This window comes from Pseudoalteromonas sp. Z1A8 (genome assembly GCF_011378855.1).
Lineage (GTDB): Bacteria > Pseudomonadota > Gammaproteobacteria > Enterobacterales > Alteromonadaceae > Pseudoalteromonas.
Window position 1 is genome coordinate 44,115 of record NZ_WTLB01000023.1, and the last position, 26,562, is coordinate 70,676.

At 39.5% G+C, this 26,562-nt stretch carries 26 protein-coding genes and 1 pseudogene; 14 read left to right on the plus strand and 13 right to left on the minus strand.

Features of this window, described 5'->3' with window-relative positions; genetic code table 11:
• A partial coding sequence (gene speE / locus GQR55_RS10850; protein ID WP_166420625.1) for a polyamine aminopropyltransferase occupies positions 1–859 on the minus strand: 859 nt, incomplete at its 3' end.
• Between the two features lie 198 nt (positions 860–1,057).
• Between speE and speA the strand changes: the two genes are divergently transcribed.
• The 4 genes from speA to GQR55_RS10870 all read left to right on the plus strand — a co-directional run bounded on the left by speA (position 1,058) and on the right by GQR55_RS10870 (position 6,260).
• A complete protein-coding gene (speA, locus tag GQR55_RS10855; RefSeq protein ID WP_166420608.1) occupies positions 1,058–2,938 on the plus strand; it encodes a biosynthetic arginine decarboxylase in 1,881 nt (626 codons plus the stop codon).
• A gap of 241 nt (positions 2,939–3,179) precedes the next feature.
• Positions 3,180–4,058: an acyltransferase gene (locus GQR55_RS10860; protein WP_166420626.1), complete on the plus strand. Its 879-nt coding sequence runs from the start codon at positions 3,180–3,182 to the stop codon at positions 4,056–4,058.
• A gap of 25 nt (positions 4,059–4,083) precedes the next feature.
• Positions 4,084–5,004 (plus strand): acetyltransferase, encoded by a 921-nt coding sequence (locus GQR55_RS10865; protein ID WP_166420609.1) that lies wholly within the window; start codon positions 4,084–4,086, stop codon positions 5,002–5,004.
• Positions 5,001–6,260 carry a mechanosensitive ion channel domain-containing protein gene (locus GQR55_RS10870; RefSeq protein WP_166420610.1) on the plus strand — a complete coding sequence of 420 codons (1,260 nt, stop codon included), beginning with the start codon at positions 5,001–5,003 and terminating at the stop codon, positions 6,258–6,260. Before GQR55_RS10865 ends, GQR55_RS10870 begins: the two co-directional genes overlap by 4 nt.
• Here GQR55_RS10870 and chrA read toward each other — a convergent pair.
• Entirely contained in the window at positions 6,217–7,371 is a 1,155-nt protein-coding gene (gene chrA, locus GQR55_RS10875) for a chromate efflux transporter (RefSeq protein ID WP_166420611.1), read from the minus strand. The genes GQR55_RS10870 and chrA overlap by 44 nt on opposite strands.
• A gap of 190 nt (positions 7,372–7,561) precedes the next feature.
• Between chrA and GQR55_RS10880 the strand changes: the two genes are divergently transcribed.
• A complete protein-coding gene (locus GQR55_RS10880; RefSeq protein ID WP_165739391.1) occupies positions 7,562–8,194 on the plus strand; it encodes an OmpA family protein in 633 nt (210 codons plus the stop codon).
• Here the strand turns inward: GQR55_RS10880 and GQR55_RS10885 are convergent.
• On the minus strand, positions 8,191–9,969 hold the full coding sequence (locus tag GQR55_RS10885; protein WP_166420612.1) for an ABC transporter transmembrane domain-containing protein: 1,779 nt from the start codon (positions 9,967–9,969) through the stop codon (positions 8,191–8,193). The two genes, GQR55_RS10880 and GQR55_RS10885, sit on opposite strands and share 4 nt — an antisense overlap.
• A 91-nt stretch (positions 9,970–10,060) precedes the next feature.
• On the opposite strand from GQR55_RS10885, the gene GQR55_RS10890 reads away from it, so the two are divergent.
• From GQR55_RS10890 to GQR55_RS10905, 4 genes are all read left to right on the plus strand, one after another.
• A complete protein-coding gene (locus tag GQR55_RS10890; protein ID WP_166420613.1) occupies positions 10,061–10,459 on the plus strand; it encodes a DUF3224 domain-containing protein in 399 nt (132 codons plus the stop codon).
• A gap of 208 nt (positions 10,460–10,667) precedes the next feature.
• Positions 10,668–11,285, plus strand: a complete 618-nt coding sequence (locus GQR55_RS10895; RefSeq protein ID WP_166420614.1) for a LysE family translocator — start codon at positions 10,668–10,670, stop codon at positions 11,283–11,285.
• 66 nt (positions 11,286–11,351) lie between these two features.
• Entirely contained in the window at positions 11,352–11,897 is a 546-nt protein-coding gene (locus tag GQR55_RS10900) for a PH domain-containing protein (protein WP_166420615.1), read from the plus strand.
• A gap of 37 nt (positions 11,898–11,934) precedes the next feature.
• On the plus strand, positions 11,935–12,330 hold the full coding sequence (locus tag GQR55_RS10905) for a DUF1801 domain-containing protein (protein ID WP_166420616.1): 396 nt from the start codon (positions 11,935–11,937) through the stop codon (positions 12,328–12,330).
• Between the two features lie 21 nt (positions 12,331–12,351).
• Here GQR55_RS10905 and GQR55_RS10910 read toward each other — a convergent pair whose 3' ends face one another.
• Positions 12,352–12,696: a rhodanese-like domain-containing protein gene (locus GQR55_RS10910; protein ID WP_166420617.1), complete on the minus strand. Its 345-nt coding sequence runs from the start codon at positions 12,694–12,696 to the stop codon at positions 12,352–12,354.
• A gap of 300 nt (positions 12,697–12,996) precedes the next feature.
• Here GQR55_RS10910 and GQR55_RS10915 point away from each other — a divergent pair, with 300 nt between their 5' ends.
• Positions 12,997–13,299 carry a metalloregulator ArsR/SmtB family transcription factor gene (locus tag GQR55_RS10915; RefSeq protein WP_166420618.1) on the plus strand — a complete coding sequence of 101 codons (303 nt, stop codon included), beginning with the start codon at positions 12,997–12,999 and terminating at the stop codon, positions 13,297–13,299.
• Positions 13,300–13,511: 212 nt separating this feature from the next.
• Here the strand turns inward: GQR55_RS10915 and GQR55_RS10920 are convergent, their stop codons facing one another.
• A complete protein-coding gene (locus tag GQR55_RS10920; RefSeq protein WP_165722780.1) occupies positions 13,512–14,189 on the minus strand; it encodes a nitroreductase family protein in 678 nt (225 codons plus the stop codon).
• A gap of 187 nt (positions 14,190–14,376) precedes the next feature.
• Between GQR55_RS10920 and GQR55_RS10925 the strand changes: the two genes are divergently transcribed.
• From GQR55_RS10925 to GQR55_RS10940, 4 genes are all read left to right on the plus strand, one after another.
• A complete protein-coding gene (locus GQR55_RS10925; RefSeq protein WP_165729091.1) occupies positions 14,377–15,258 on the plus strand; it encodes an ABC transporter ATP-binding protein in 882 nt (293 codons plus the stop codon).
• 9 nt (positions 15,259–15,267) lie between these two features.
• Positions 15,268–18,846, plus strand: coding sequence for a M1 family aminopeptidase (locus tag GQR55_RS10930; protein ID WP_166420619.1), 3,579 nt, complete (start codon positions 15,268–15,270; stop codon positions 18,844–18,846).
• A gap of 179 nt (positions 18,847–19,025) precedes the next feature.
• Positions 19,026–19,337, plus strand: coding sequence for a Bor family protein (locus GQR55_RS10935; RefSeq protein WP_101163388.1), 312 nt, complete (start codon positions 19,026–19,028; stop codon positions 19,335–19,337).
• Entirely contained in the window at positions 19,334–19,663 is a 330-nt protein-coding gene (locus GQR55_RS10940) for a hypothetical protein (protein WP_101163389.1), read from the plus strand. Before GQR55_RS10935 ends, GQR55_RS10940 begins: the two co-directional genes overlap by 4 nt.
• A gap of 13 nt (positions 19,664–19,676) precedes the next feature.
• Here the strand turns inward: GQR55_RS10940 and GQR55_RS10945 are convergent, their stop codons facing one another.
• From GQR55_RS10945 to GQR55_RS20085, 8 genes and pseudogenes are all read right to left on the minus strand, one after another.
• The gene (locus GQR55_RS10945) at positions 19,677–20,915 is read right to left on the minus strand and encodes an ABC transporter permease (RefSeq protein ID WP_166420620.1); all 1,239 of its coding nucleotides are present in this window, start codon (positions 20,913–20,915) and stop codon (positions 19,677–19,679) included.
• Complete coding sequence (locus GQR55_RS10950) at positions 20,908–21,615, minus strand: ABC transporter ATP-binding protein (RefSeq protein WP_024594267.1); 708 nt, start codon at positions 21,613–21,615, stop codon at positions 20,908–20,910. Before GQR55_RS10950 ends, GQR55_RS10945 begins: the two co-directional genes overlap by 8 nt.
• Positions 21,615–22,781: an efflux RND transporter periplasmic adaptor subunit gene (locus GQR55_RS10955; RefSeq protein WP_166420621.1), complete on the minus strand. Its 1,167-nt coding sequence runs from the start codon at positions 22,779–22,781 to the stop codon at positions 21,615–21,617. The genes GQR55_RS10950 and GQR55_RS10955 overlap by 1 nt, the downstream gene beginning before the upstream one ends.
• Positions 22,782–22,837: 56 nt before the next feature.
• Positions 22,838–23,551, minus strand: a complete 714-nt coding sequence (locus GQR55_RS10960; RefSeq protein ID WP_024594265.1) for a YIP1 family protein — start codon at positions 23,549–23,551, stop codon at positions 22,838–22,840.
• Positions 23,552–23,743: 192 nt separating this feature from the next.
• On the minus strand, positions 23,744–24,430 hold the full coding sequence (locus GQR55_RS10965) for a TorF family putative porin (RefSeq protein WP_024591363.1): 687 nt from the start codon (positions 24,428–24,430) through the stop codon (positions 23,744–23,746).
• Between the two features lie 277 nt (positions 24,431–24,707).
• Positions 24,708–25,871: a hypothetical protein gene (locus GQR55_RS10970; RefSeq protein ID WP_166420622.1), complete on the minus strand. Its 1,164-nt coding sequence runs from the start codon at positions 25,869–25,871 to the stop codon at positions 24,708–24,710.
• 155 nt (positions 25,872–26,026) lie between these two features.
• Positions 26,027–26,227: a helix-turn-helix transcriptional regulator gene (locus GQR55_RS10975; RefSeq protein ID WP_166420623.1), complete on the minus strand. Its 201-nt coding sequence runs from the start codon at positions 26,225–26,227 to the stop codon at positions 26,027–26,029.
• A gap of 8 nt (positions 26,228–26,235) precedes the next feature.
• Positions 26,236–26,562, minus strand: a pseudogene (locus GQR55_RS20085) (hypothetical protein); the annotation flags it as partial.

Consider the following 26,562-nt stretch of genomic DNA (forward strand, 5'->3'; position numbering starts at 1 on the left):
TTTTATCGAATGCGCGTTTCATGTAGTTAGGTGTAGCGAGTGCACCATGATGAATACCGCTATTGTAGTATTCACTTTGCTCAGCTATTTGTGCTGCGCCGTCTTCTCTAAAACCGTTAAATGTCTCTGATTTACGTGCAAGTGTTACCGACCATAAACCACTTGGGTAAATTGGTTGTGGGAATGGCAGTGTTTGTAAATCGTTAAAGCCTACGCTCAACATTGCTTCGCGCATTTCAACTAGTAATGGCATATGCATAAGTGGCGATTCACTTTGCTGCACTAAAATACCACCTGGGCGCAGTGCATCTAAACAGCTTGTGTAAAACGCATGATTAAATAAACCTTCACCTGGGCCTACCGGATCTGTGCCATCAACAATAACCACATCAATAGATTCGCCAGCGGCTTCGCGCATGTATTTAATACCGTCGTCAAACATAACAGTTGCACGGGCGTCGTTGTTAGATTCACAAAGCTCTGGGAAGTACTTTAACGACATTTGCGTTACTACTTCGTCGATATCTATTTGCGTTACAGTTTCTACGCCTGGGTGTTTTAATACTTCGCGTAAAGTACCGCAGTCGCCGCCGCCAATAATAACGACGTTTTTAGGGTTTGGATGCGCTAAAAGTGCAGGGTGGCTGATCATCTCATGATAAAAGAAGTTTTCGCGGGTTGTTACCATGGTACACCCGTCGATGATCATTAAATTACCAAAGTCTGTGGTTTCAAACATTTCTACCTTTTGAAAAGGAGACTGTTTTTCATCTAACTTTTTATTAATACGTAATGAAAATGCGCTGCCATCGCGGTCGCTAATTTCAGTAAACCACTTACTTTGATCTAAATTTGCCATAGTTACTATTACACTTTTTAGGTTGAGTATGAAAAAGGGGCAATTCTGCCAGTGCTTGGTGTTTTGCTCAATGACATTTTAACTGATTTAACGAATAAAGTTAGTTAGGAGTGAGTGAAAGTTCAATTTTTGTTAGCCTAGTGGATAGTGACGTATTAAAATGCGCCTTTATACCTAATTGACTAAAGAAGAGTTGCCATGACCTGGGGTTTAGAAACAGCACGCGCCACTTATAACGTTGCTCATTGGAGTGATGGTTATTTTGATATTAACGCACAAGGCGAACTGGTGGCTTACCCAGATGGCGACCAAACAAAACCGGCCATTTCTTTAACGCAATTAACTGAGCAGTTTAAACAACAAGGTTTAACGTTGCCGGTTTTAGTACGTTTTACCGATATTTTAAAAAATCGTGTAGACACACTTACTAACGCATTTACTCAAGCGCGGGCAAATCGTGAATATAACGGTAAATACACCTGTGTTTACCCTATTAAAGTAAATCAGCAACGCTCTGTAGTAAGTAAGCTATTAGCGCACCCAAGTGGGCTTGTTGGCCTAGAAGCAGGTTCAAAACCAGAACTTATGGCCATTTTGGGTGTAGCAAAAGAGCCAATCACAATCGTGTGTAACGGTTATAAAGACAGTGAGTTTTTACGCTTAGCGTGTATTGGTCAAGCAATGGGCCACAGCGTAAAAATTGTGGTAGAAAAGCTTTCAGAACTGACCACACTACTTGAAGAAATAGACAACCTAGGCATTGAACCGGCTATTGGTATTCGCATTCGCCTAAACTCAGTAGGCAAAGGCAAGTGGCAAAACACGGGCGGCGAAAAAGGCAAGTTTGGTTTAACAGCAGGCCAAGTACTAAGTGCTGTTGAAGTGCTTAAAAAGCATAATAAGCTGCACTTAATGCAAATGGTGCATTTTCATATTGGTTCTCAAATTGCCAATATTCGTGATATTCACCGTGCTTTGCGTGAATGTGCGCGTCACTTTGCTGAGCTTACACAATTAAACGTACCGTTAAATACCGTTGATGTGGGCGGCGGCTTAGGTGTTGATTACGAGGGCTCTGGCTCGCGTAGTGCATGTTCAATGAATTACACCGTAGAAGAGTACGCGCGTAACGTAGTGAATGCATTTGCAGAAGTGTGCGATCAGCATAACCTTACGCATCCTGCCATTATCACCGAATCGGGGCGTGCTTTAACTGCTCACCATGCGGTATTAATTACCGATGTAATTGACGTAGAAAAAGCGCCTAATCATTTAAATCCAGAGCCACCGCTTGAAAATAGCGCATTAGTGCTTGATGAAATGTGGCAGTGTTTACAGCGTTTAAACCCGCGTATGGCACTTGAGATTTATCACGATGCGATGCACTTATTTAGCGAAGCGCACGATCAGTACGTGCATGGCTTAGTAAGCATGCTAGAGTGGGCGAAAATAGAGCAGCTTTACTTTACTATTTTACATCGTGTACGTGCATCACTTAGTAATAATGCGCGCGCACACCGTGAAGTACTCGACGATTTAAACGAAAAGCTTGCCGATAAACTGTTTGTTAACTTTTCATTGTTTCAGTCATTGCCTGATGTATGGGGTATTCAGCAGTTGTTTCCGGTTATGCCAATCGAAAACTTAACTCAACCATTAACTCAGCGTGCGATTATTCAAGATATTACCTGTGACTCTGACGGGCAAATTCGCGAATACGTTGAAGGTGCAGGCATTGAAACGAGCTTACCCATCCCTGAATATAAACATGGCGAGCAATATCATATTGCTATGTTTATGGTGGGCGCGTATCAAGAAATTTTAGGTGATTTACATAACCTATTTGGCGATACCGATTCGGTGCATGTAGAGCTTAATGACGATGGCTATGTGTTAACCAATGCCATAAAAGGTGATAGCGTTAAGGATGTATTAAAGTTTGTTGACTATGATAGCGCCATTTTAGCTGACAACTTTGCGTACCAAGTTAATAAACTTGATGTATCAGCGCAGTGTAAAGAAGGTTATTTGGCTGAGCTTAATGCAGGCCTTGAAGGCTATACCTATTTTGAAGATTAATAATTTAGGTTAATACCAATTCCATTAAGTATGTGATCTAAATTTTACGCCGAAAAAATAATTCAGTTCTAGGCGTAAATTGATGTAAATGGTGTTCCCTTTGCGAAATTTACAACAAAGAAATGGGTTGTTTTAGCAAGTAAAATAGATCAGCTATTTATTGGAGTTGGTATAATTACATCACTAAGTATAAAAAGTGCAGTAACAAGGTTGCTGCGCCATGTTTAAAGGAATGGAAGTAATGTCAGTTATTCGCAGTGTATTTAGTATTATTTTTTACACAATAAACACACTTTTTTGGTTTGTGCCTATTTTTGTTTGTGGGCTTATAAAGCTTATTCCTATTAAGCCGCTACAAAAGCTTATGAGTTGGGCTGCAAAGCAATTTGCAACAATTTGGGTTACCTTTAATAGCCTAAATCAAAAGTTATTTACACCCACTAAACTTAATGTAACTGGCCTTGAAGACCTTAAACTAAAAGATTGGTACCTAGTAATTGCAAACCATCAAAGCTGGGTCGATATTTTAGTATTACAGCGCGTGTTTAATCGTAAAATTCCATTTTTAAACTTCTTTTTGAAAAAAGAGCTTATTTACGTGCCTATTTTAGGTTTGTGTTGGTGGGCGCTCGACTTCCCATTTATGACTCGCACGAGCAAAAGCCAATTAAAAAAGAATCCAAAGCTGCGTGGCAAAGATTTAGAAACAACGCGTAAGGCCTGCGAAAAATTTAAAGAAATGCCAGTAAGTGTGGTTAACTTTGTTGAAGGTACCCGTTTTACTGCGCAAAAGCATGAGCGCCAAAGTAGCCCATTTCCACATTTATTAAAGCCAAAAGCGGGTGGTATTGCCTTTGTAATGCAAGCAATGGGTGAACAAATTACTAAAGTGGTTAACGTCACTATTCATTACCCAGATGGTATTCCTACGTTTATGGATTTTGCTGGTGGTAAGGTAAAAAATATCAACATACAGGTGGAAGTAAGGCCGGTAAGCGAAGAGCTGATTGGTGACTACACCGGTGATTCTGAATTTAGAATTCGCTTTCAAAGCGAGTTAAACCGCTTATGGGAAAATAAAGAGCAAACACTGCAATCGCTCGAAAAAACCCATAAGTAAAAGGTAAAAATATGAGCTTACAGTTATGCTAAAAAAGTGGTTACCAAATTGGCTTAACGGCTTAATTGTAGGCTGCGTATTGTTTTCTAACATGATACTTTTTGGCTCGCTAGTATTTGTACTGGGCCTTATTAAGTTATTACTACCTTTGCCTGTGGTTAACTCTATATTACACAGCGCTTATAGAGGTTGGTGTAACGGCAACCGTTTAGGGTTGTGGTTAGGTTGCCCTAATATTGTGGTTGATATAAGTGGCGACTTAAACTCAAAAAGTTGGTATTTACTTATTTGTAACCACGCGAGTTGGTTAGATATAACCGTACTTAGCTCATTACATGCATTGCCTGCCCCTAAGTTCTTTTTAAAAGACGGGTTAAAATACATGCCTTTTATTGGCACTGGTGCGTGGGCTATGGGTATGCCGTTTATGAAACGGGTAAGCAAAGCGCAACTAGCTAAAAATCCAAAGTTGAAAGGGTTGGATGTAGAGCGCACCAAACGTAGCTGTCGTAATTTTCGTCATCATCCTACTACCATCATTAATTTTGTTGAAGGTACACGCTATACGCCAGCCAAACATAATCTGCAACAAAGTCCTTTTAAACATTTATTAAAGCCCAAAGCGGGCGGCATTGCTTTTGCGCTTGAAGTATTAGCCGATCAATTTGATGCCATGCTTAATACAAGTTTAGTATATAGCGGTAAAACAGATCACGTTTGTCGTAACTTGTTAAAAGGTGAGCTAGATTCTATTTATGTTTCTATAGACGTAACGCCCATTAATGACAATATGCAGGGCAGCTATCAAAGCGATGAAGTATTTAAAGCTAATTTTCAACATTATGTGAATGAGCTATGGGTTGCTAAAGATCAGCAGCTTGCCGACATTTATGCTCCACAAGATTTACCTGAACCACAAATCAGTAAGGAAATTGAAACACTATGACCAACACCCACCTACAGGAATTAATTGCTCCTTGGTTTGAAAAAGTACCCGACGCGGATTTTCTTAGCTCAATTACCGCAGTCTCAATAGGGATATTCTCTTTATTAATTGTTTACTTATTTACTCGTAGATTAATGTTACCTGGCATTCAAAAAATAGTGACGAAGCTTTCTCCTGAGCGAATTGGTGCGCTTTCTCCTATGCTTAATAAGCTAAATAAACGTATTGCCGGAATGTTGTGTTGTGTATTGTTTTTAGCTACGTTTGACAGTGTTTACCCTGTTAATGAGTTGGCCGCTGAAATACTAAAAACGATAGGACAAGCTTTGCTTATTATTTATGCTGGTTTTATTTTTAGTAGTATTGTGAGCATTGCGGGTACTATTTATAACCAGTTAGAGTTTGCACGCGAAGTCCCTATTCAGGGCTTAATTCAGGTTGTTAAGCTAATAACCTTTATTGTGTGTGCAATTTTAATTGTGAGCATTTTTCTTGAGAAGTCACCTACTTATATTCTCTCTGGCTTTGGTGCTATTGCTGCCGTTACGTTATTAGTATTTAAAGACACTATTTTAGGCTTTGTAGCCAGTATTCAAATAGCAGCAAATCGCCTAGTAACCTATGGTGATTGGATTCAAGTAGAAAATTACGGCGCCGATGGCGAAGTAATTGATTTGGGCTTAAATACTGTAAAGGTACGTAACTGGGATAACACCATAACCACTATTCCAACTTATATGCTGGTAGCGGGTTCGTTTAAAAACTGGCGCGGCATGCAAGAATCCGGCGGTAGACGTATTAAACGCTCACTCAATATTGATATGCACAGTATTTGTTTAGTGGGTGATGAGTTTAGAAAGCAAATTGATGCGGCTATTCCGCTGCACGACTATATTCGAGTAACGACGTTACCTGCTCAGGTTTCTAATTTAGGGCTATTTCGTCGCTATGCTGAAGGCTATTTAAAACAGCACAGTAAAATTAATACGTCGCTTACGTTAATGGTTCGAGAGCTACAACCACTAAACCATGGTTTACCTATTGAGTTTTATTGCTTTAGTGAAGACAAACGCTGGATTTCGTACGAGCATTTACAAGCCGAAATAATGGATCATTTACTTGCCGTGTTGCCGGTGTTTGGGCTTAGGGCGTATCAAAGTGTTAGTGGGCAATTAAGCCCACCGAGTGAGCAACAAACAGATAAGCCAACGTTTAGAGTAATGGCAAATAGTGTTGTAAAAGACCCACAGCAATAAATAAAGCTAAGAGCCACCAAATAGGTGGCTTTTTAAATCGCAGCCATGCAAACGCAACTATTACTAATGCAACTTGCCAAAGGTTATGCACCGCTGATGTCCAAATTGGCGAATACAGTGCAGCCGCTAAAAAACCCACTACCGCAGCATTAAGTGCCGCTATTGAGCTTGCAAAGCGTGGCTTACTTGCCAAGTTAATCCAACTCTTTTGAAACGCCAGTATAAGTAAAAAACCAGGCATAAATATAAGTAGTGTAGCTATAAGAGCACCTACTAAAGGAAATTCTGTAGTAAGTTGTGCGCCTAAGTAAGTCGCGATAGTAAACATGGGCCCAGGCACTGCTTGTGCACTTGCGTAAGCACTCAAAAACTGATCGTCACTCAATGCTGGTACGCCAGCTTGAAGTACCGGCAGTACTACGTGTCCGCCACCAAACACCATTGCACCTGCTTGGTAAAAAGGGGCAAACAAAGCAAACTCACGTCCTAGTGGAATAAAGCTAACACCAAGTAAGAGCGCAAATAACCCAAGTGCAATCCAATTAATATTACTTTTTGTACTGCTAGCATCTTCTGTGGCTGTACCAAGTTTTAATAAAGGCCATATAGCACCTACTGTTGCAGCGGTTATTAAAATAGCGATTTGAGTTCCCATCATTGGAAATAACACCAAAGCAAGTGTACTCATTACCGCAAGTAACTTAAGCGCAGCACTTGTACAAAAGCTTTTAGCCATACTAAGTGTTGCATCAGCAACTATAACAACGGCAAATAACTTTAAGCCTGCAATAATAGCAAAGTAAACAGCGTCAAACTGATGAGCACTAACCGCAAGCAGCACCATTATTAAAAACGAAGGCAGCGTAAAACCTACAAAGGCAGCTATACCACCCAGTACTCCAGCACGCTCAACACCAATAGCAAAACTAACTTGGCTAGAGCCAGGCCCAGGCAGTGCTTGGCTTAAACTAATAAGTTGTGCATAACGGGTGTTAGTTAACCAATTTAACGAGTCTACAAAGTGGCGTTTAAGGTAACCTAAATGCGCAGCGGGGCCACCAAAGCTCATACACCCTAGTAAAAAAAACTGTCTAAAAATAGCAATTAACATTGCGCCATTATCCTTTGTAAAATTCGTTAAATTGTCACTGTGTAGTATGACATTTTTATTAAAATGACACATTAGTTTGGTGTCTGTTTAACAATCAAGCAAGATGTGTTGGTTTTAACACCCTCTTCATAGTTTGTTCATACATGTATTTGCATACTCTTGCTAAATTCTTAATGAATAGGGTATCACCATGACTTTAACTAAATCACTTTTAAGCGTAACCGTACTAGCTGTATTACTTTCTGGTTGTGAAATGAATAATGCAGGTAAAGGCGCAGCAATTGGCGCTGCCGCAGGTGGCGTATTAGGTAAAGCTACGAGTAACCATAAAGATAAACGCTTTTTTATTGGTGCAGCAATTGGGGCACTTGCGGGTGCTGCTGTTGGCGACTACATGGATAAACAAGAAGCGGCTTTTCGTGATGAGTTAGCGGGTTCAGGTGTTGAAGTAGTGCGTGAAGGTGATAACTTACGTTTAGTAATGCCATCAAATATTACGTTTGCGACTGCTCAGTCTTATATTTCATCAGGCTTTAACGATACGTTAGATGCAATTGCTAAAGTAATGAACAAGTACGAAAAAACCTACTTAAGTGTAGAAGGTCATACCGACAGTACGGGTAAAGATAGCTTCAACATGAACCTATCGCGTGAACGCGCACAAAGTGTGAAAGACTACTTAGTGAACCAACAAATTATGGCTACACGTATTAGCACTATGGGCTATGGCGAAACACGCCCAATTGCAACTAATGATAGTGCAAATGGCCGTGCTCAAAACCGCCGTGTAGAAATTCAGATAGTGCCAAATACCGAAGGTTAATCCTTATTAAACTGTAATTCACACAGTTTTTGATACAGCGGGTTACTTACTAACAACTCTTGGTGAGTACCCGTTGCTATAATCTCCCCATTTTCCATCACTACAATTACATCGGCATGTTTAACCGTTGCCAGCCTATGGGCAATAATTAATGTTGTTCTGTTTTGCATTAAATGCTCAAGTGCAGCTTGTACATGGTGTTCGCTTTGCGCATCCAGCGCGCTGGTGGCTTCATCAAGAAGAAGTATTTCAGGGTCTTTTAATATGGCACGTGCAAGCACAATACGCTGCTTCTGCCCACCCGATAACCTCGCACCCTGCTCACCTAAAAAGCTGTTATAACCTTGCGGTAACTGTTTGATAAATTCATCGGCATGCGCATACTTTGCTGCAGCGTATACTTGCTCGTCGGTTGCACTTGGGTTGCCGTAACGAATGTTATGCATTACATCGGAGCTAAACAAAATAGGGTTTTGCGCTACCATGCCCATTTTATTGCGCAGAGTATTAAGCGATAAATCTTTAATGTTTACATCTTTAAATTTAATGGCTCCGCTAGCCGGATCGTAAAAGCGCTGTAGTAATTCAAATAACGTTGTTTTACCTGCACCAGAAGGGCCAACAATTGCCACGGTTTGGCCTTGATTTATATTTAGGCTTATTTTATTAAGCGCGCTTACGTCTGGGCGAGAGGGATAGTTAAAGCTTATATTTTCAAGCGTAATAGCAGGGCTACTACTATCTTGCAGTAAGCTATCGTCTTGTGGGTTTAGCGGGTTTTCTATTTCACTTTTAACAGCAAGTAACTCAAGCAGCCTTGCCGCCGCGCCTGCTGCGCGTTGTAGCTCGCCATATACTTCAGCAACGGTTGCCACCGACATTGCAACCATAATAGCGTAAAACACAAATGCACCTAGCTCGCCGCCGGTCATGGTACCTGCAAGTACATCGTTGCCACCTACCCATAGCATAGCGCTAATGGCACTAAAGGTTAAAAAAATCACTACGGCTATTAAAAACGAACGCTGTTTAATGCGTTTTTTAGCCACGTTAAAGGCTTTCTCGGTCTCAAGTGCAAAGGCATGTTGCTCTTGTTCTTCATGGCTATAGCTTTGCACTACTTTAATATTTTGTATGATTTCTCCTGCATAGGTACTTATGTCGGCTATTGCATCTTGGCTAGAACTTGCTAGTTTGCGTACCTTGCGACCAAATATCATCATAGGAACAAGTACCAGCGGTACGCAGGCTACAACCACTAAAGTAAGTTTTAAATTAGTAAACAGCAGCATAGCGAGTCCACCAATCAACATAAGTACACTGCGCAGCGCCATAGAAAATGATGAGCCAATAATTGATTGCAGTAGTGTGGTGTCGGTGGTTAAACGCGACATAAGCTCGCCACTGCGGTTTTCTTCAAAGTAGCTAGGGTGCAAGGTAACAATGCGATTAAACACGGCTTTTCGAATATCGTTACTGACTCGTTCGCCAATCCACGACATTAAATAAAAACGGCTAAAGGTGCCTATTGCTAATAAGCTGATTAAGCCAATGAGTACCAGTACAGCTTGTTGCAATTGCTCCTTGGAGCCTGCAATAAACCCATGATCAATAACAAACTTAACCCCCTGACCTAGTGATAAGTTAACACCCGCAGTGACCAATAGCGCGGCTAGCGCAGCGACTACCATCCATTTGTAAGGTTTTATAAAAGCAAAAACAGGTAATAAGCTGCTAAAAGCGGCTTTTTCGGATGCAGAGGTGTTTTTTGACATAGTGGATTCTTTTTAAAGGTTAAGGTATAGATATGGTACTAAGATAATAAAAATCAATACTCTTAAACATTAGCATCAATAAGGAAACGTTATGACTACTGCAACCGTAAGTGGAGAATTTAATGTAAATCTAGCCCCAATAGAAGGCTACGCAAGCGGCCAAAATGGCGTTAATTTAGGGCGTATGTCGATAGATAAAATATTTAAAGGTGATTTAAATGCTATAAGCCAAGGCGAAATGCTAAGCGCTATGACCCCTACGCAAGGTAGTGCCGGTTATGTTGCCATAGAGCAAGTGATAGGTGAGCTTGACGGCAAAAAAGGCAGTTTTGTATTGCAGCATTTTGGCACTATGGATAAAGGCCAAGACAGCCTAATTTTAAATGTAATCCCCGACTCAGGCACTAATGAGCTAGAAGGATTAACTGGCAGCATGAAAATACGTGTTGAGCAGGGCATTCACTATTACGATTTTGAATACAGCTTATAAAGTGGATAACAAACAATGCAAAAAATAGTAGAATTTAAAAGGCGTGGTTTTTTAGTAACGGCATTGATGTAGATGCTTTGAATGAGCGCATATACCACTTAAATCAAGAAGGTTGGAAAGTAATAAGTATAAATACCGCGACTGCTTTTCAAGGCCAAATAACGGCCTATATATTATTAATAGAAAACGATGAACTATAAGGACAAAAATGACATTAGCAGCATGGTTTAGTTTAGTACTTGTATGCATGATGGGTGCAATGTCGCCAGGCCCAAGCCTTGCAGTTGTACTAAAGCATACAATGAGTGGCGGAATGAAAAACGGTATGCTTGCTGCACTTAGCCATGGCGTGGGTGTTGGGCTTTATGCGTCAGCTTCGTTACTTGGTTTGGGGACATTGATGGCTCAATTTCCAACGGTATACCAAGTGCTTGTATATTTGGGCGCTGGGTATCTAGCCTATTTAGGTTTAAAAATACTATTAGCAAAACCCAATAATGACGAACTGCAAGTACAAAAAAGTGAGATAAGTGCAGTTAAAGCATTACAAGATGGCTTTGCCATTGCCTTTTTGAACCCCAAGCTCGCTATTTTCTTTTTAGCCTTGTTCTCACAGTTTATTGACCCGCAAAATCTCACTTTAAGCATTGGCATTATTATGTGCTTAACCGTGTTTGTAATTGATACAGGTTGGTATTTACTAGTTGCAGTACTTACTGAGGTTTCAAAAAATCGCTTTGGTTTTACTAAGCAGAACCCATGGCTTGATAAAATACTGGGGGTTGTGTTTATTGCTCTTGCTATAAAAGTCGTTATTAGTTTGTAAGATTGAGTAGAGATTATTGAAGTTTGCAGAGTGTATTTGTAGTTATATAGATAAAGGATTAAAACAATGACAAAACATATTTTAAAAAGTGCATCTTTCGACCCGAAGGTTCAGCAATACTGGATGCTAATGGCCGCTTTTTTTAGTGTACTAGCGCTGGTGACTATTCCGTTGTTACCCATTGTTTTAGCGATTGTATGGCTGGTGGGCGGGCGAATACTCGCAGCTATGTCGGCTGACTTATTACCACAAAAATTGGTAGTTAAACGTGGCATATTATTTAAAGAAGAAAAATCTATTCCGCTTGAAAAAATAACAGATGTAGGATTAAGCCAAGGGCCGCTCATGCGAATTTTTGGGTTATATCGTTTAAGCTTTGAAACGGCAGGGCAGTCAGGAAATGGGGCTTTAGTGTCTTTGCTTGGTGTGGTTAATGCGAGTGAGTTTAGAGAGGCGATACTTGAGCAAAAAGATGTATTGGCTAATCAATGTAAAACGTCGCAGCAGGCAACAGAGCAAAGTGAGAAAGAGCTACTGAGAGCACTTACTTATAGTGTTAAAAATATTGAGCAGATGCTACTTGTTTTAGTTGATGAAAGGCAGCAAAAGTAACCTGTTTTAAACTTGTAATACTTATAAGGATGTTTTTATGAATACGGATATAAAAAATATATTTAATAATCATCCTGAGGCAGCTAAAAGTACGCTTATACAATTACGAGAGCTAATTTATACCGTAGCACAAGAGCAAAACTTGGGAGTTGTTGAAGAGTCAATAAAATGGGGAGAGCCAAGCTATAGCACAATAAATGGCAGTTCAATCCGTATTGGCTTTAAGGGGGCATCGTGCTATTTGTTTTTTCATTGCCAATCAAAGCTCGTAAGTACATTTAGAGAATTGTATTCTCATAATCTTACTTTTGAAGGAAATAGAGCAATAGTGTTAAATAGTGAAAAGCCATTACCAGAACACCCAGTTAAAGAGTGTATTAAATTAGCACTGACTTATCACAGCGTTAAACACCTACCTTTGTTAGGTGCATAATTATAAGTACTTAGTAGATACTTAAAATACGCTACATATTTGGCTTGCATCACAGGTAATAACACTAACGTTTTCATAACCGACACGTGTTAGCGCTTCTGCACCAAGGGTTGCACGTGCACCACTGGCACAGTGTAAGTAAATTGGGCGTGTTGCATCTTTTTCTATTTCCATCAACTTCATTTCGAGTAACCCGCGCGGAATATTTATTGCTCCTACAGCTGCTTTTGTTGCGTGTTCTGCTGGTTCGCGCACATCAATAAGTAAGCCTTTATTTTGTTCAAGCTCGAGTTTTGCTTGCGCTGCGTCAATGCGGCGCTGGTTAGGTGTGATAATTTTAAGTAAATCAGGGATTGATGTAAGCATGCTTTTTTATTCCTTAAGGTTACGTTTGCGTAATTGTGTGATCATCAAATACCAACAACTAATAGCAGATTGAATTAAGTTTAGTGTAATAAAAACAGTAAGCCATATTCATCTAGGATCAAAATATTGCAGTAATACAAATACGGCAATCATGAGTCCCGCAATTAAAAAATGAGCTATTGAGCTTTATTTAGTGTTTTATTTACTATATTCGTTTTTTCTATATTAGTAAATTCTAATGTTAGACATTAACAATGCATATATTTATACTCCAATCACTTTTTATAATAAGAGCATGCTATGAATATCGACTTTATTGCAATGGCTGGTAATGTGGCGCAGGCAGAGCAGTTATTAAAAATTTTAGCGAATAAAAATCGCTTAATGATTTTATGCTCTTTGCAAGATAAAGAAATGAGTGTATCGCAACTCAATGAAGCTGTACCTTTAGCACAATCGGCACTTTCTCAGCATTTAGCTGCACTACGAAAAGCGAATGTTGTTGCCACTCGCCGTGAAAGCCAAACTATTTATTATCGTATAATTGACGATAATGCAGTGCAATTACTTGGCACGCTATATAGCTTATTTTGTAAAGACTAACGATTTTTAGTGGCGTGAGTAGCGCAGCGAAAGCAGGTTAGAATAACCTCAGCTCTATTGTATTGTTTTTGTGCTATTAATTTTTTGCAGCATTTGTACTTAAATAGATTTCGTACGAAAACAGCCACTATCTTTAGACGAAGCTACAAATATATAGCAGCATATTATCGCAAGGTTTAACCCAAGCGATAAGTTTGCGGTTAAATACCATCTCAAATAAACGTAGCTATTTCATCGATAGATTTTTTATCCAGTGCATGAGCCGGTATTGTTGCATCATCACTTGGGTAACCTGCAATAAGTAGCATATACGGGCGTTCGTTATCTCTATCGCGGCCACATATGTCGGTTAAAAAGCTCATTGGTTTTGGAGTATGAGTAAGGGTTGCCAAACCTGAACGGTGCAAAGCTTGAATTAAAAAGCCGGTAGCTAAGCCAACAGACTCATGCACATAATAATTCGTATTTTTATCATCGGTGCTTACGCCCCCCTTTTTTTGACTAAATACAGCTATAAGCCAAGGTGCATGCTCTAAATAAGGTTTATTGGCGTCGGTACCTAACGGCTTTAGCGCATCTAACCATTCTTCACCTGCTCTGCCTTCGTAAAAAGAACGCTCTAATTTTTCTGCGGCTTCTCTTATTTGTTTTTTTACATCGCTACTGTTTATAGCCACAAAATGCCAAGGCTGATGATTCGCTCCACTAGGGGCTGTACCTGCTGCCTTTATACATGCCTCAATAATATTTTTTGGTACTGGGCGATCGCTAAAGCTGCGAATGCTATGGCGACGTTGGCTGGTTTGTAAAAACTCGTTAGCGCGATTTAGCATTTCGTCGTGTGGGTATTCTATAAAGTCGTTTAATGGCTGGCTTTGGTGATCTTGCATGGCTTTTTGCTTCTTATAAAAAGTATATGTAGTTTTTATACCGAGTGAATACAGTGCAGGCAAGTGTTATGAGTTTAAATTGTGTTTATTTGTTGTTACAAATTTAACCAATAAGTAACTTATGTTCCTGTTTTGCTTGTGATATAAAGCATCATAAAAATAATTACTTATACTCAAGGAAGTAAAAATGCTATCAATAACAGGGTTATCTAAAACCTACGATAACGGCGTACATGCACTACAAGGTGTTGATTTATCTATCGGTAAAGGGATGTTTGGATTACTTGGGCCAAATGGCGCAGGTAAATCATCGCTTATGCGTACCATTGCAACGCTGCAGTCGGCTGATTCAGGTTCAATTACTTTTGATGGCATTGATGTATTTAAAGACCCACAAGCTTTGCGTCAGCGTTTAGGTTACTTACCACAAGATTTTGGTGTGTACCCGCGTGTTAGTGCCTACGATTTGCTAGATCATATGGCTGTTTTAAAGGGAATTCATAATAAAGCCGAGCGTAAAGAGTCGGTTGAAGGATTACTTGCACACACTAATTTATATCAACATCGCTCAAAAGCGGTAAGTGGCTTTTCGGGCGGTATGCGTCAGCGTTTTGGTATTGCACAGGCATTACTGGGCGACCCTGATTTACTAATAGTTGATGAGCCAACAGCGGGGCTAGATCCTGAAGAGCGTAATCGTTTTCATAACTTATTAGTAAGCTTAGGCGAGCAAAAAGTAGTTATATTATCGACCCATATCGTTGAAGATGTTGCAGAGCTTTGCCCAAATATGGCGGTGTTGGCTGGCGGTAAGATTTTACTAGAAGGTAACCCAATAGCGCTTACAGATAAGCTTCAAGGACAAATTTGGCGCAAAGCCATGAGCCAAGAAGAAGCGCAAGAACTTGAGCCGCAATTACCGGTTATTTCTAAGCGCTTATTTGCAGGGAAAACAATTTTACATGTAATAGCAGAGCAGGCTCCACAAGGGTTTGAAGCAAGCAATGCAAATTTAGAAGATGTGTATTTTTCTACACTGCTTAATCATCGTAACAGCGAAGTAGCATAAGGAGGCGTTATGTTTTTTAATATGCTTGCGTTTGAGCTGCGCTATTTTATGCGCCAACCTTCGTTTTATGTGACCTCATTAATCTTCTTTTTTATGGCGTTTTTTATAAGCTCCAGTAGTAAGTTTCCGCTAGGTGGGGCGAATGTTCATATGAACTCGCCGTTCTCGATTATGCTTTTAACCGTTACATTTTGTACACTCGCTATGTTTTTAGTGGTTAACTTTGTTGCCAGCTCTGCTATTCGCAACAGTGAAAGCAAAATGGATGAGCTGGTATTTAGTAAGCCTGTTAATCCTGTGCCTTATCAAGCAGGGCGTTTTTTTGGTTCTTACTTAGTTGTACTTATTGTGTTTTTAAGCGTGCCATTGGGTGTGTTTTTAGGGTCGCAATTTGGTTTATTAGTTGGCTGGCTCGATGACGAATTGATTGGTCCTAATAAGCTAATGTACTACGCTGCGCCTTATCTTTATTTAGCAGTGCCAAGTTTACTTGTGCTTTCGGCTATTTTTAATAGTGTAGCGGTCTATTTTAAAACCATGATGTCGGTGTATGTAGCAGCTGTTGTGATTTTTATAGCCTATCAAATTGCCGGCGTTTACTTTGATGATTTAGCATTTAGAAATATTGTTGTTTACGCCGACCCATTTGGCTCAGGTTCGTTAATTGATTTAACACGTTATTGGACTGTAAATGATAAAAACACAGAAGTGCTAACGCTCACAGGTGACCTTTTAGTTAACCGTATATTGTGGGTAGCAATCAGTGTTGCAATGTTTTTTGGCCTTGGAAAACTAAGCAACCGCATAGTAACTAAAAAACAGAAGAAGCAATTTAAAGTCTCTGCTTTTGTACAAAATAAACAAGCTGCACTTATCAACAGTGCTAAAAATTATAAATCAGCGGGGGTTAGTACTAAATCTCAGCTAATAATGCGCAGTATATTCGAACTTAAACAAGTTATATTTAGTGCTCCTTTTATGATTTTAGCGGGTGTAAGCATCGTAACGCTTATGATCCCTCTGTTTGCGCCTATTGGTGCTTATGGCACTACTAACTGGCCTTTAACTCAGAATATGGTCAATATTATTAGTGGTATTTCCGGTTTATTTTTGTTTGTTATTATCGCTTTTTATAGTGCAGAGCTTGTATGGCGAGAGCGACAAAGTGGCATGGGCGATATTGTTGATAGCTTTCCTGTACATAACAGTGTTTTTTGGGTGTCAAAAATACTGGCTTTAATCGCCGCTGTTTCTGGGTTGTTCCTCGTGGGCATGATACTCACAATTACAGTTCAGTTATTTAAAGGTCAATTTAATTTAGAGCTAGGACAGTATTTATTTAGGATTGTTTACTTATCGATTTTACCGTTGATTATGCTGACGGTACTCGCCTTCTTTTTACAGATTATTAGCCCGAATAAATATGTAGGAATGGGTTTGTTTATTTTGTATTACATAGCGCAAAAAGTAATGGGTTCTTATGGGTTTGAGCATCATATGTATCATTTTTCGCAAAGCAGTAGCGTACCGTATTCTGATATAAATGGTTATGGGCATTTCTTACAAGCTACACATTGGTACACATTATATTGGGGCGCGTTAAGTCTTGTTTTAGCGATTGTTGGGTTTGCGTTATGGCACCGTGGTCCTTCACAAACGCTGCGTACACGCCTGTCTATGCTTCGTTATAATATGTCGTTAAAAGGGCAAGCGATTGCGGTTATTAGTGCATTAGTGTTTGTTGGTGCAGGCTACAATATTTATAACAACACAAGAGTTTTGAATGAGTTTACTACGAGCGATGAGTTTCAAGACAAGCAAATAAGTTATGAACAGCAGTTTGCACAATACAAAGACTTAGCAGTACCTATGGTGACCGATGTTGACTTAACTGTTGATATTTATCCAAAAAAGCGTGCTTTAAGTGCTGTGGCAAAAATTAAATTTATTAATACCTCTAACGAGCCAATTACGCGAGTGTTAATAAGCTCACCTCAACACGCTAAAAGTTGGGATGTAGCCATGGCAGGCGGTAAGATAGTTGAAAAATTACCAGCGCTTTATTCAGCATGGTTTGAGTTTGAGCAGCCGCTTATGCCAAACGAAATAAGAGAAGGGCAACTGTCGGTTACTCGTGATCATACAGCCTTTACTGATAAAGACTCTGATACACAATTAGTTGCCAATGGCACTTTTATTAATAACTTGGAACTCCTTCCTAGCTTTGGTTATAGCCGTGGTTTACAGGTAGCTGATAAATTTGAACGCCGTAAGCATGATTTACCAGAACTTGAACGTGCCCATAAGCTAGAAGACAGTCAGTACTATACACAAAGTGATTTTGGTGCAGCTAATGGGTTTATTAACTTTAAGGCAACGGTAACAACCGACGAGTCGCAATTTGCTATTACACCAGGGTATTTACAAAGTGAAAGTGTAAAAGACGGGCGCCGCACCTTTGTTTATGAAATGGATGCGCCTATTTTAAACTTTTATGCGGTGCTTTCGGCTGAACTTGAAAGTAAAAAGGTTGAGCATAATGGGGTAAATATTGAGGTGTATTACCATAAAAATCATGCATGGAATATTGACCGTATGATTGAGTCAGTACAAGACTCGATAGATTACTTTACACAAGCGTTTGGGCCGTATCAGCATAAACAACTTCGTATTATTGAATTTCCTAAGTATCGCTCGTTTGCACAAAGTTTTGCCAATACAGTCCCTTACTCAGAAAGCATGGGGTTTATTACAGACTTAAGAGATGAGAGTAAAGTTGACTACCCTTACTATGTTACCGCACATGAAGTAGCGCACCAATGGTGGGGGCATCAAGTGTCGGGAGCGAATGTTGAGGGGAGCGCAGTTATGTCAGAAACGCTTTCACAGTACAGTGCGCTTATGGTGCTCGAAAAACGCTTTGGCGCAGAGAAGCTACGTAAGTTTTTAAAATATGAACTTGATAGGTACTTAATAGGGCGTACAGGGGAAGCCTTTGAAGAAATGCCACTATATAAAACGCAGTCTCAACAATATCTTCATTACAATAAAGGATCCGTTGTGATGATGGCGATTTATGATCGTTTAGGTGAAAAACGTTTAAATGATGCACTCAAAGCATTTTTAAATGAGTTTCAGTACCAATCAACACCATACCCAACAACACTCGATTTACTTAGCTATTTAAAACAAGACGCAACACAAGCCGAACAAAGTTTTATTGACGATCAGTTTAAATATATCACCTTGTATGAGCTTGAGATGAAAGAGGTGTCAGTTACAGATAGCACTGATAGCGAAGGTTTTTATACCGTAACACTTAGCGTAGAAGCCGTTAAACAGCGTGCTGATGGGGAAGGTGAAGAGACTGAACAGCCGCTCGATGAGCTAATTGATATTGCATTATTTAGCGATGACCCTGAAAACCTATTAGCTGAAGACTTTGTTATTTACTCTCAAAAGCACCAAATAGTATCAGGTATTAATACGATTGAGCTTAAAGTAAAAGAAAAACCACTATTTGCGGGGGTTGATCCTTACATTAAGCTAGTCGACAAGGACAGTAAAAATAACCTAGCTAAATTTTAAGGTCTATTTACTAACCACTTAAACTGACTAATTTAAAGGCCGCATTTATGCGGCCTTTATGTGTAATAAACTGTATAAAACTTCATAGCGTTTCTACATATTCCCCACAGCTTTTTACGCTAATATTTTATGCTCTCTTATAAAGTTACCTTACTGGTATTTAGTTTATAAGGAAGAGTATGAAACCATTAATTATAGGGGCGATAGCATTAAGCCTCAGTGCTTGTTCTGCGGTAACCATTCAGCCACAGGCAACAGCAAAAATAACGAGCCAAGCTAATTTCGAAGATAGCCGCCCATTTTATTTATGGGGATTAGTGGGTGAGCAGCGGGTAGACGTAAAACAAATATGTTCAAATACACCGGTTATTCAAATGCAGTCACAACAAACGTTTAGCGATGGAGCGCTGAGTTTAATTACGCTTGGAATATACTCGCCCCATACCATTAAAGTGTGGTGCCAAGAGCAAATACTAGGGGAGACATTATGAGCATCAAGCTATTTGCAGCCGGTTGCACACTGATTATTTTAACGGGGTGTACAAATATTTACTTTGATAACGGTATACAGAGCAAAGTAAGCAATAAAACGCTAAAAAGCTCACAGTGGCATCATAATTTTGCACTTGCGTTGTACGAGGGATCAGAGCCGTTAGATTTAACAACACATTGCCCACAAGGGGAGTGGCAAAGCGTTCATACGTATAAATCGTTTACTAATGGTTTAGCTGAGGTGGTTGTGAATCAAATCGGCCCAGCTTGGTACCCTAAAACAGTAGAAGTACAATGTAATAAGGTACCATTTAAAGCTAAATAATTATTTAAAATAGTTATTCGTAACGCAGTGCATCTATAGGGTTTAGTCTTGCTGCTTTAATAGCAGGGGCTAAACCAAATATAATCCCAATCATTGATGTAAATCCGAACGATAGTATTACAGCCCATGCTGGTATATATGCATCAGGCATACTAGGGACTAAAAACGAAATAAGCCCTGCGGCGCCATATCCTATAATGAGTCCTATTAAACCACCAAAGAGTGAAAGCACAACGGCTTCAACTAAAAACTGCAGCATAATAAAACCAGGTGTTGCGCCTAGTGCTTTTAATGTACCAATAACGCGTGTGCGTTCAGTTACCGACACTAGCATTATATTCATAACACCAATACCACCAACAAGTAAGCTTATTCCAACAATACCAGCAGTAATAGCAGTAGCACTGCTGGTAAATTTATCTATTTGGGCACGAGATTTTTCAGCGGTTTCAAATTCAAAGTCGTTTTCATCTTTCTTTTTTAGTTTATGTAGTTGGCGCAATACACGGGTTATTTTTGCAAGCACTTGTTCTTCGTTAGTACCTTCATTTAACCTAAACATAATTTGCACATTAGTTTGTGTACTTCCGCCTTCTAAAGCACTCATGGTACTAATTGGAATATTAATGTAATCGTCTTGGTCAAAACCAAATAAGCTACCTTGTTTTTCAGCAACGCCAATAATTCTAAACCATTCACCACCTAGCTTTATATATTCACTTACTGGGTTTTCAGGAAGGTTTAGCTTTTCTATGATTGAAGGGCCGATAAATGCGACCCTTCTTCGCTTATCATCGTCCTCAGCACGAATAAAGCGACCAAGTTCAGGATAAGTACGATACGCTTTTTGATAGTCTTGCTCAGTACCGATAACACGCGATGAGTGGCTTTTATTTCCATACTCAGCTCCCCCCGAAAAGCGCCAGGTAAACATTAGGGCAGTTAGCGTTTCAGCTTCTTTTATACGCGACTTTAAAGCTAAAAAATCGTCGTAGGTAAGCTTGGCATTTTTACCAACCATTTCGAGTTCAATACTGGTGTAAGGCTTTATTGTTGTTACATCTGGCGACATATCAGCAAGTTGATCGTTTATTTGCTTTGTAAAACCCTGCATTACTGCAACTACAGTAACTACGGCGGCAACACCAATAATAATGCCCAAGCAAGTCAGTGCGCTGCGCATTGCATTAGCTTTAATAGCTGAAAAAGCGGCTTTAGTGCCTTCCATTATGGCAAGAGCTGATTTAAACATGTTGCTTGATTCCTTCATCTTTAGTTACATCACTTACCACTTTACCGTCCACTAAACGAATTACGCGTTGGCAATGATCGGCAATTTCTTGCTCATGTGTTACTAAAATAATAGTGTGACCTTCGTTATGCAGCTCATCAAACAAATCCATAATTTCGCGGGTCGTTTTACTATCAAGATTACCTGTGGGTTCATCTCCTAATAATATATGTGGTTTTGTGACTAAAGCGCGGGCAATAGCAACACGTTGACGTTGCCCGCCCGATAGCTGGCTAGATAAATGATTAACTTTATCACCGAGACCTACCCGCTTTAGTGCTTCTAGAGCTTGTTGCTTGCGTTGTTTACTAGGAATAAAGCGATATACTAAAGGCTGCATTACATTTTCTAGTGCGGTTGCACGTGGTATTAAGTTAAAGCTTTGAAATATAAACCCGACACTTTCATTACGCTGATGAGCAAGCTCTGTCTCGGTCATACTTTTTACTAGTTTATCTTTTAAGTAGTATTCGCCACTGCTGGGTGTATCTAAACAACCTAGTAAGTTCATCAAGGTCGACTTGCCTGAACCAGAAGGTCCTATAATCGCCACGTATTCGTTTTGCATTATATGTACGTTTACATCATCAAGTGCTTTAAATACCTCTGAGCCCATTTTGTATTGTTTATTAATATGCTCTAGCTTGATTACCGCAGACATTAGGCTTCTTCCTTGTCTGCATCTGATTTAAGTTTTACCACATCACCTTCAGTCAGAAGACTTACTGGGCGCGCAGGGCCAATAACTATTTTGTCGCCCTCATTTAAGCCGTCAGTAATTGCTTGCTCTATATCAGATGATATTCCAACAGTTACGGCAATTTTGCTAACTGTGTTGTCACTATTTAGTCGCCATACAAATGTTTTATCGTCCTCTTTTTGGATTGCTTCTATTGGAAGTTTTAAACCGTTTTCGGCAATGCTTGTTGCGATCTCTGCTCTACAGCTCATTCCTGCATATAGCTGGCGCTCAGTAGTATCGAGTAATACTTTTACTTTAAATGATAAACCTTGAGAGCCGGCTTGGTTTTTAGCTGAAGTACCAATATTGATTACTGTGCCGCTAAATGGTTTATTAGGGTATGCGGCCGCATAAATATTCGCTTTTTGGTTAAGCTTAATACTCGCAATGTCGGTTTCATCAACACGTAGCTCGGCTAAAATAGCGCTAGGATCGGCTACTAACATCAAATCAGAACCAATAATATTAGTAGTACCGGCTATAACGGTTTCACCTTCTTTAATATTTACAGATGCAAGCAAGCCGCTCATTGGAGCTCTAAATACACTTTTACTTAAGCGATCTTGCGCAATTTGTAGTGACGCTTGTGCTTGGTTGTACGACTCTATTCGTGATTCAATATCAATTTTAGCTAGATCGCGTGCGCTTTCAATATTCTCGTAGCTCTCTTGATTACCTAAACCGACATCATATAAGTCTTTTTGTCTTTTAAGTTGGCGCTCTAGGTTAGCAAGGCGTGTTCTACTATGTTTAATTTCAATTTCTGTGGCGCGAAGGATTGCTTTACTACGGGTAACTTCAGATTCAAAAGCGGTTGTATCAAGGCGCATTAACATGTCACCTTGTTTAACTCCTTGGCCTTCTTGAACAAATATTTTATCTACTCGGCCTGTCACTTCAGAGCGTAATTGCACTTGTGTATTAAAAACTAAATTACCTGAAGCCATTATTGAGTCAGCAATGTCGCCAAGCTCTACTTGAGCAATATTTACTTCGGCTTGTTTTTCATCGCCAGAGATTTGCTTTGACACAATTAGGGCTATAAATGCGCCTACAGCGAGTGTGATGATTATTGCTTTTTTCATTTTTATCTATCCGTGAATTAAGTAATACGGAGGCAATACATACCCCCATCTAGTGGTTACATTGCTGCAATGACTGCCCAAATACCAAAAATAATGATTGAAGGAAGTGCAGAGAATAGGAGTGCTTTGTTAGTTGAAAAATTAGTCCAGCATTTTAAGCCGATCATTCCCAGTGCAATGCTCCAAAAGCTAAATAAGTTTATTGATTCTAATAAGCTATAAAAAGGATGGCCAATTTCAAGTCCTATTATTAATTGGTTAATAGATGCGTAGCTAAATACGGCTTGTTGAGATATTTGATCTGTACTTGCACTTAGTACAAGAGCAATTGTGCCTAGGCTTGAAATAACAACTGGCATCATTGTCCAGGTAGAGAATCCATACCAAGCTCCGTAGCTATGTTCTGATTCAGGATCTTGTTTAGCCACAAGCATATAATAAAGTGCCATGAGTGCATTCATGATAGCCAGCGCAATTACGCCGCCAAACAGAGCAAACCAAATTTGGTTTTCTGCATTTAGCTCTATACTTTGACGAATTGCTTTTTGCTCGCCAATTGTTGCATCTATACTTGATGCTGCTACTTGCTCATTAATCAAAAACTGCATATCAACACTAGAGTAAAAAATATAAACACTAGCGATACTAGCAAGGGTAATACATATAAATGCTAACCATGACCAACCTTTGGCGTGTTCAACACCATTGAAAGCTTTACTAGGATTTATATAAATATCGAGTAGGGCGCTAAACGCGTTAGGTGATTTCATTATTATTCCTTTATACCTATTTTGTGGCTAGGCAGTTATAAATGCCCAGTGACTAAGTAATAGAATAAAGGAAAAAGTATGTATTGTTTTTATTCAATTGTAACGGTTTGTTAACAGGTGTGAGGGGGCTTGTTCAAAAACGAGAAAAGGGCCAAAAGGCCCTTCGTGTCGCAGCAAGTAACACATTCTTTCTTATAAATTAAAGTCTACAGAATAAGCAACGTAAGCTTTAATATCTGAATCATCCATATCTGTATCAGACAAACCAAAAGTAAAACCGTCTTTCGAAATTGATACACCGTAATCTAAGATATTATCATCGCCAATAAAGTCACCAGAGTAGTGGCCTAAGTGAAGTGCCATTTCAGTGCCGTTACTGCCAACAGCAAAACCGTAATCAGCTGTCAGGTAAAGTGAATCACCAAAGTCTGTACCATCACCACTTGCAGCTGATGTTGCAAGTACTGAAGCACCAAAGGTAAAGCCTTCAACACTGATGCTACCGTAAATTTCAGAGAAATCTGCGTCAGCCTCAGAAGCGGCATCTGGGTAAGCGTAATAAATATAGCCAACATCGTAGCTAACGCTTTCGTTAATGTCGCCACCAAAGCCTGCGTATAAATCAAGCTCATAGGTCATTTCATCTGCCCACGATGCATTTGAAGCCCAAGTACCTGCATAAAAGCCCGATTCATTGGCGTAATCAATACCGCCTGAAATAGCTGCATCGCCCCCAGTTTGCTCTTGACCGCGCCATAAGTAGTTTGATGTTGCCGCTGCATTAGCAGTTACTTCAGCATGCACAGCTGTAGATGTTAAAGATGTTGCGCCCATTAATGCTATAGCACTTATAGCGATGGTTTTTTTTAGTTTTAGCATGTCCATTTCCCGTTATATGATTTTTGCTCGCCAAGGTTTTTATTATGTAATCGGAACCTTTAGGCTGACGGCTTTTTATTGTTTAACTAACGGGATAATTGCACTGTATGTGCCAGCTTCATTATTTTTTATTAAAAATTATTTTTTATTTATTAAAAACATGAGCTTGAATTTTATGAATAGGATGGGGATATAACATGAAGGAAGATGTTGCGCACATCGCTGGTGCATAAATTAACCTAGCCGCACCATAAAAGTACGGCTAAATTAGAAGGTTTTAGCCGAATATAGTGCGCATAAGGCTAATTGTTTCGTTTACGCTGCGACCTTTTTGTACTTCACTCACAATTGAATCACGTTTACTGCGAATGTGTTCAGGAATATCGTCAGCAGCAAGAGCACGGTCTACTAAAATTTCTGCAGATTCTTTACCTCTACGCTGAGTTTTACCTGTTGTAGTTGTAGTACGTTTAGGCTTGGTTAGCAGTTTAATGTAGTTAGAGTTATCTGGTGTTTTAGCATCAGCATAGTGAAAGAAACATGGGATTAGCGCTTTAATAGCAACTAATTGTTCTTCTAACTCATTACTAGGTTTAGCCATTTTGTACCATGACATAGCTTGAATACCTTTTACGATATCTTGCCAGTAACGCTCAAAATCACTATTTTTAAGTTTAGAAACACCAAGGGCACCACATAAAGCATCTAATCGATTATTTGTAATCGGAGTAAATAAATCAGGGCGACGCATTGCAAGCAGTCGTGTTGCAGGCGCAAGTGTTGGTTTTTCGTTGTTGTCGGTGAATATTTTTGAATAAGCAGCAACAAATTGTTGATACTCATATTGAGTAATATCACCTTCAAGTGGAATATTCACTAGTGCATCATCAAAAGCACCTGGTAAATCACCAAGCATTTGATGGAAGCTCTTTGCACTCTTTGTAGATGCAAACCATTCAACGTCAAAGTTGTATGTGCTTGGATCAAGTGATGCCATGTGCTTACCGCTAAACGCAAGTAAGTCTTCAGGGATCATATCTTTAAGAGATTGTTCACGAATGCTTTTAATGTAGTCTACTAAGCGAAGCTGTTCATCAAGTGCAATAACGTCTTTGTGTTGTTCTACAAATACACTTACAACAGGCCAAGGAGCAATACGTAAAGTTTTAACCTGCAAAAAGCTGATAGCTGAAATAAGCTGGTCGTGTAGCTTTTTAAGTACAGGCAATTGCTGTGGCTCTAGTAAATCGTAGTTCATACGATCTCTGCTAGCATTTAGCAATTCGTAACACCAAGGTAAAAAATCATCAGGGTGGTTTTCTACTTTCACGGCCATAAGGTTAAGGCTTAACTCTGAAGATTGCTTCAGAATGTTCTGATAGATTTGGTTTTCTTGTTCGCCTAGCGTCATTTTTGACGGTGAAATTAGCAGTTTTTTCATGCCTTGTAGAATCTCCGGATTAGATATATATTTTTTTGCTGGTCTATTTTAGCGCAATTACGCTAATAACAACAGCGCTGTCCTTCATACGTTGTAATTGAAGTGACTAAATCGGTATTTTTACCACTAGAATGGCACTGAAGCTTTAACATGTATTAATCATTTTCATCCAGTACAAAGAGGCTTTCGACTGAGGTATTAAAATGCTTTGTTATTTTTAGAGCAATTATTACCGACGGCGTAAACCGGTTTGTTTCTACGGTACTTATTGTTTTGCGCGACACGTTAATAGCATCAGCAAGTTCTTGCTGTGAAAGCCCGGCCTCTTTACGAAATTTTGCTATGTTATTTTGCATTTCCTCTCCTAATCACGATTTTGCCAAAGCAATGAAGCGCCATATACCAAGAGCATGATACCTAGGTAGAATATTGCCATAGTTGCATGCGAGACTTCGCTAGCTATTTCATCGCCTTTATAAAAAACACCAAGAAGGCAATATACAAATGCAAAACTTAAATGTTTATAGGCATTAGTATCGATGGTGTTTAGAAACTCATCTTTATAAGCGTATTGAAAATACATTTTTAACGGAAAGCCCCCTTTAATGAGGCCTAAATTCGGATAATAAGTGCAATTTCTCAGATTAGATGGCCAGCTGTTATAATTCGGCCATTTTCTCGCCAAAGGAAA

What these genes read in the sequence shown, in the direction of transcription:
- speA (WP_166420608.1), top strand. Translation starts at nt 1,058, where the DNA reads ATGACCTGGGGTTTAGAAACAGCACGCGCCACTTATAACGTTGCTCAT.
- GQR55_RS10860 (WP_166420626.1), top strand. Translation starts at nt 3,180, where the DNA reads ATGTCAGTTATTCGCAGTGTATTTAGTATTATTTTTTACACAATAAAC.
- GQR55_RS10865 (WP_166420609.1), top strand. Translation starts at nt 4,084, where the DNA reads ATGCTAAAAAAGTGGTTACCAAATTGGCTTAACGGCTTAATTGTAGGC.
- GQR55_RS10870 (WP_166420610.1), top strand. Translation starts at nt 5,001, where the DNA reads ATGACCAACACCCACCTACAGGAATTAATTGCTCCTTGGTTTGAAAAA.
- chrA (WP_166420611.1), bottom strand. Translation starts at nt 7,371, where the DNA reads ATGTTAATTGCTATTTTTAGACAGTTTTTTTTACTAGGGTGTATGAGC.
- GQR55_RS10880 (WP_165739391.1), top strand. Translation starts at nt 7,562, where the DNA reads ATGACTTTAACTAAATCACTTTTAAGCGTAACCGTACTAGCTGTATTA.
- GQR55_RS10885 (WP_166420612.1), bottom strand. Translation starts at nt 9,969, where the DNA reads ATGTCAAAAAACACCTCTGCATCCGAAAAAGCCGCTTTTAGCAGCTTA.
- GQR55_RS10890 (WP_166420613.1), top strand. Translation starts at nt 10,061, where the DNA reads ATGACTACTGCAACCGTAAGTGGAGAATTTAATGTAAATCTAGCCCCA.
- GQR55_RS10895 (WP_166420614.1), top strand. Translation starts at nt 10,668, where the DNA reads ATGACATTAGCAGCATGGTTTAGTTTAGTACTTGTATGCATGATGGGT.
- GQR55_RS10900 (WP_166420615.1), top strand. Translation starts at nt 11,352, where the DNA reads ATGACAAAACATATTTTAAAAAGTGCATCTTTCGACCCGAAGGTTCAG.
- GQR55_RS10905 (WP_166420616.1), top strand. Translation starts at nt 11,935, where the DNA reads ATGAATACGGATATAAAAAATATATTTAATAATCATCCTGAGGCAGCT.
- GQR55_RS10910 (WP_166420617.1), bottom strand. Translation starts at nt 12,696, where the DNA reads ATGCTTACATCAATCCCTGATTTACTTAAAATTATCACACCTAACCAG.
- GQR55_RS10915 (WP_166420618.1), top strand. Translation starts at nt 12,997, where the DNA reads ATGAATATCGACTTTATTGCAATGGCTGGTAATGTGGCGCAGGCAGAG.
- GQR55_RS10920 (WP_165722780.1), bottom strand. Translation starts at nt 14,189, where the DNA reads ATGCAAGATCACCAAAGCCAGCCATTAAACGACTTTATAGAATACCCA.
- GQR55_RS10925 (WP_165729091.1), top strand. Translation starts at nt 14,377, where the DNA reads ATGCTATCAATAACAGGGTTATCTAAAACCTACGATAACGGCGTACAT.
- GQR55_RS10930 (WP_166420619.1), top strand. Translation starts at nt 15,268, where the DNA reads ATGTTTTTTAATATGCTTGCGTTTGAGCTGCGCTATTTTATGCGCCAA.
- GQR55_RS10935 (WP_101163388.1), top strand. Translation starts at nt 19,026, where the DNA reads ATGAAACCATTAATTATAGGGGCGATAGCATTAAGCCTCAGTGCTTGT.
- GQR55_RS10940 (WP_101163389.1), top strand. Translation starts at nt 19,334, where the DNA reads ATGAGCATCAAGCTATTTGCAGCCGGTTGCACACTGATTATTTTAACG.
- GQR55_RS10945 (WP_166420620.1), bottom strand. Translation starts at nt 20,915, where the DNA reads ATGTTTAAATCAGCTCTTGCCATAATGGAAGGCACTAAAGCCGCTTTT.
- GQR55_RS10950 (WP_024594267.1), bottom strand. Translation starts at nt 21,615, where the DNA reads ATGTCTGCGGTAATCAAGCTAGAGCATATTAATAAACAATACAAAATG.
- GQR55_RS10955 (WP_166420621.1), bottom strand. Translation starts at nt 22,781, where the DNA reads ATGAAAAAAGCAATAATCATCACACTCGCTGTAGGCGCATTTATAGCC.
- GQR55_RS10960 (WP_024594265.1), bottom strand. Translation starts at nt 23,551, where the DNA reads ATGAAATCACCTAACGCGTTTAGCGCCCTACTCGATATTTATATAAAT.
- GQR55_RS10965 (WP_024591363.1), bottom strand. Translation starts at nt 24,430, where the DNA reads ATGCTAAAACTAAAAAAAACCATCGCTATAAGTGCTATAGCATTAATG.
- GQR55_RS10970 (WP_166420622.1), bottom strand. Translation starts at nt 25,871, where the DNA reads ATGAAAAAACTGCTAATTTCACCGTCAAAAATGACGCTAGGCGAACAA.
- GQR55_RS10975 (WP_166420623.1), bottom strand. Translation starts at nt 26,227, where the DNA reads ATGCAAAATAACATAGCAAAATTTCGTAAAGAGGCCGGGCTTTCACAG.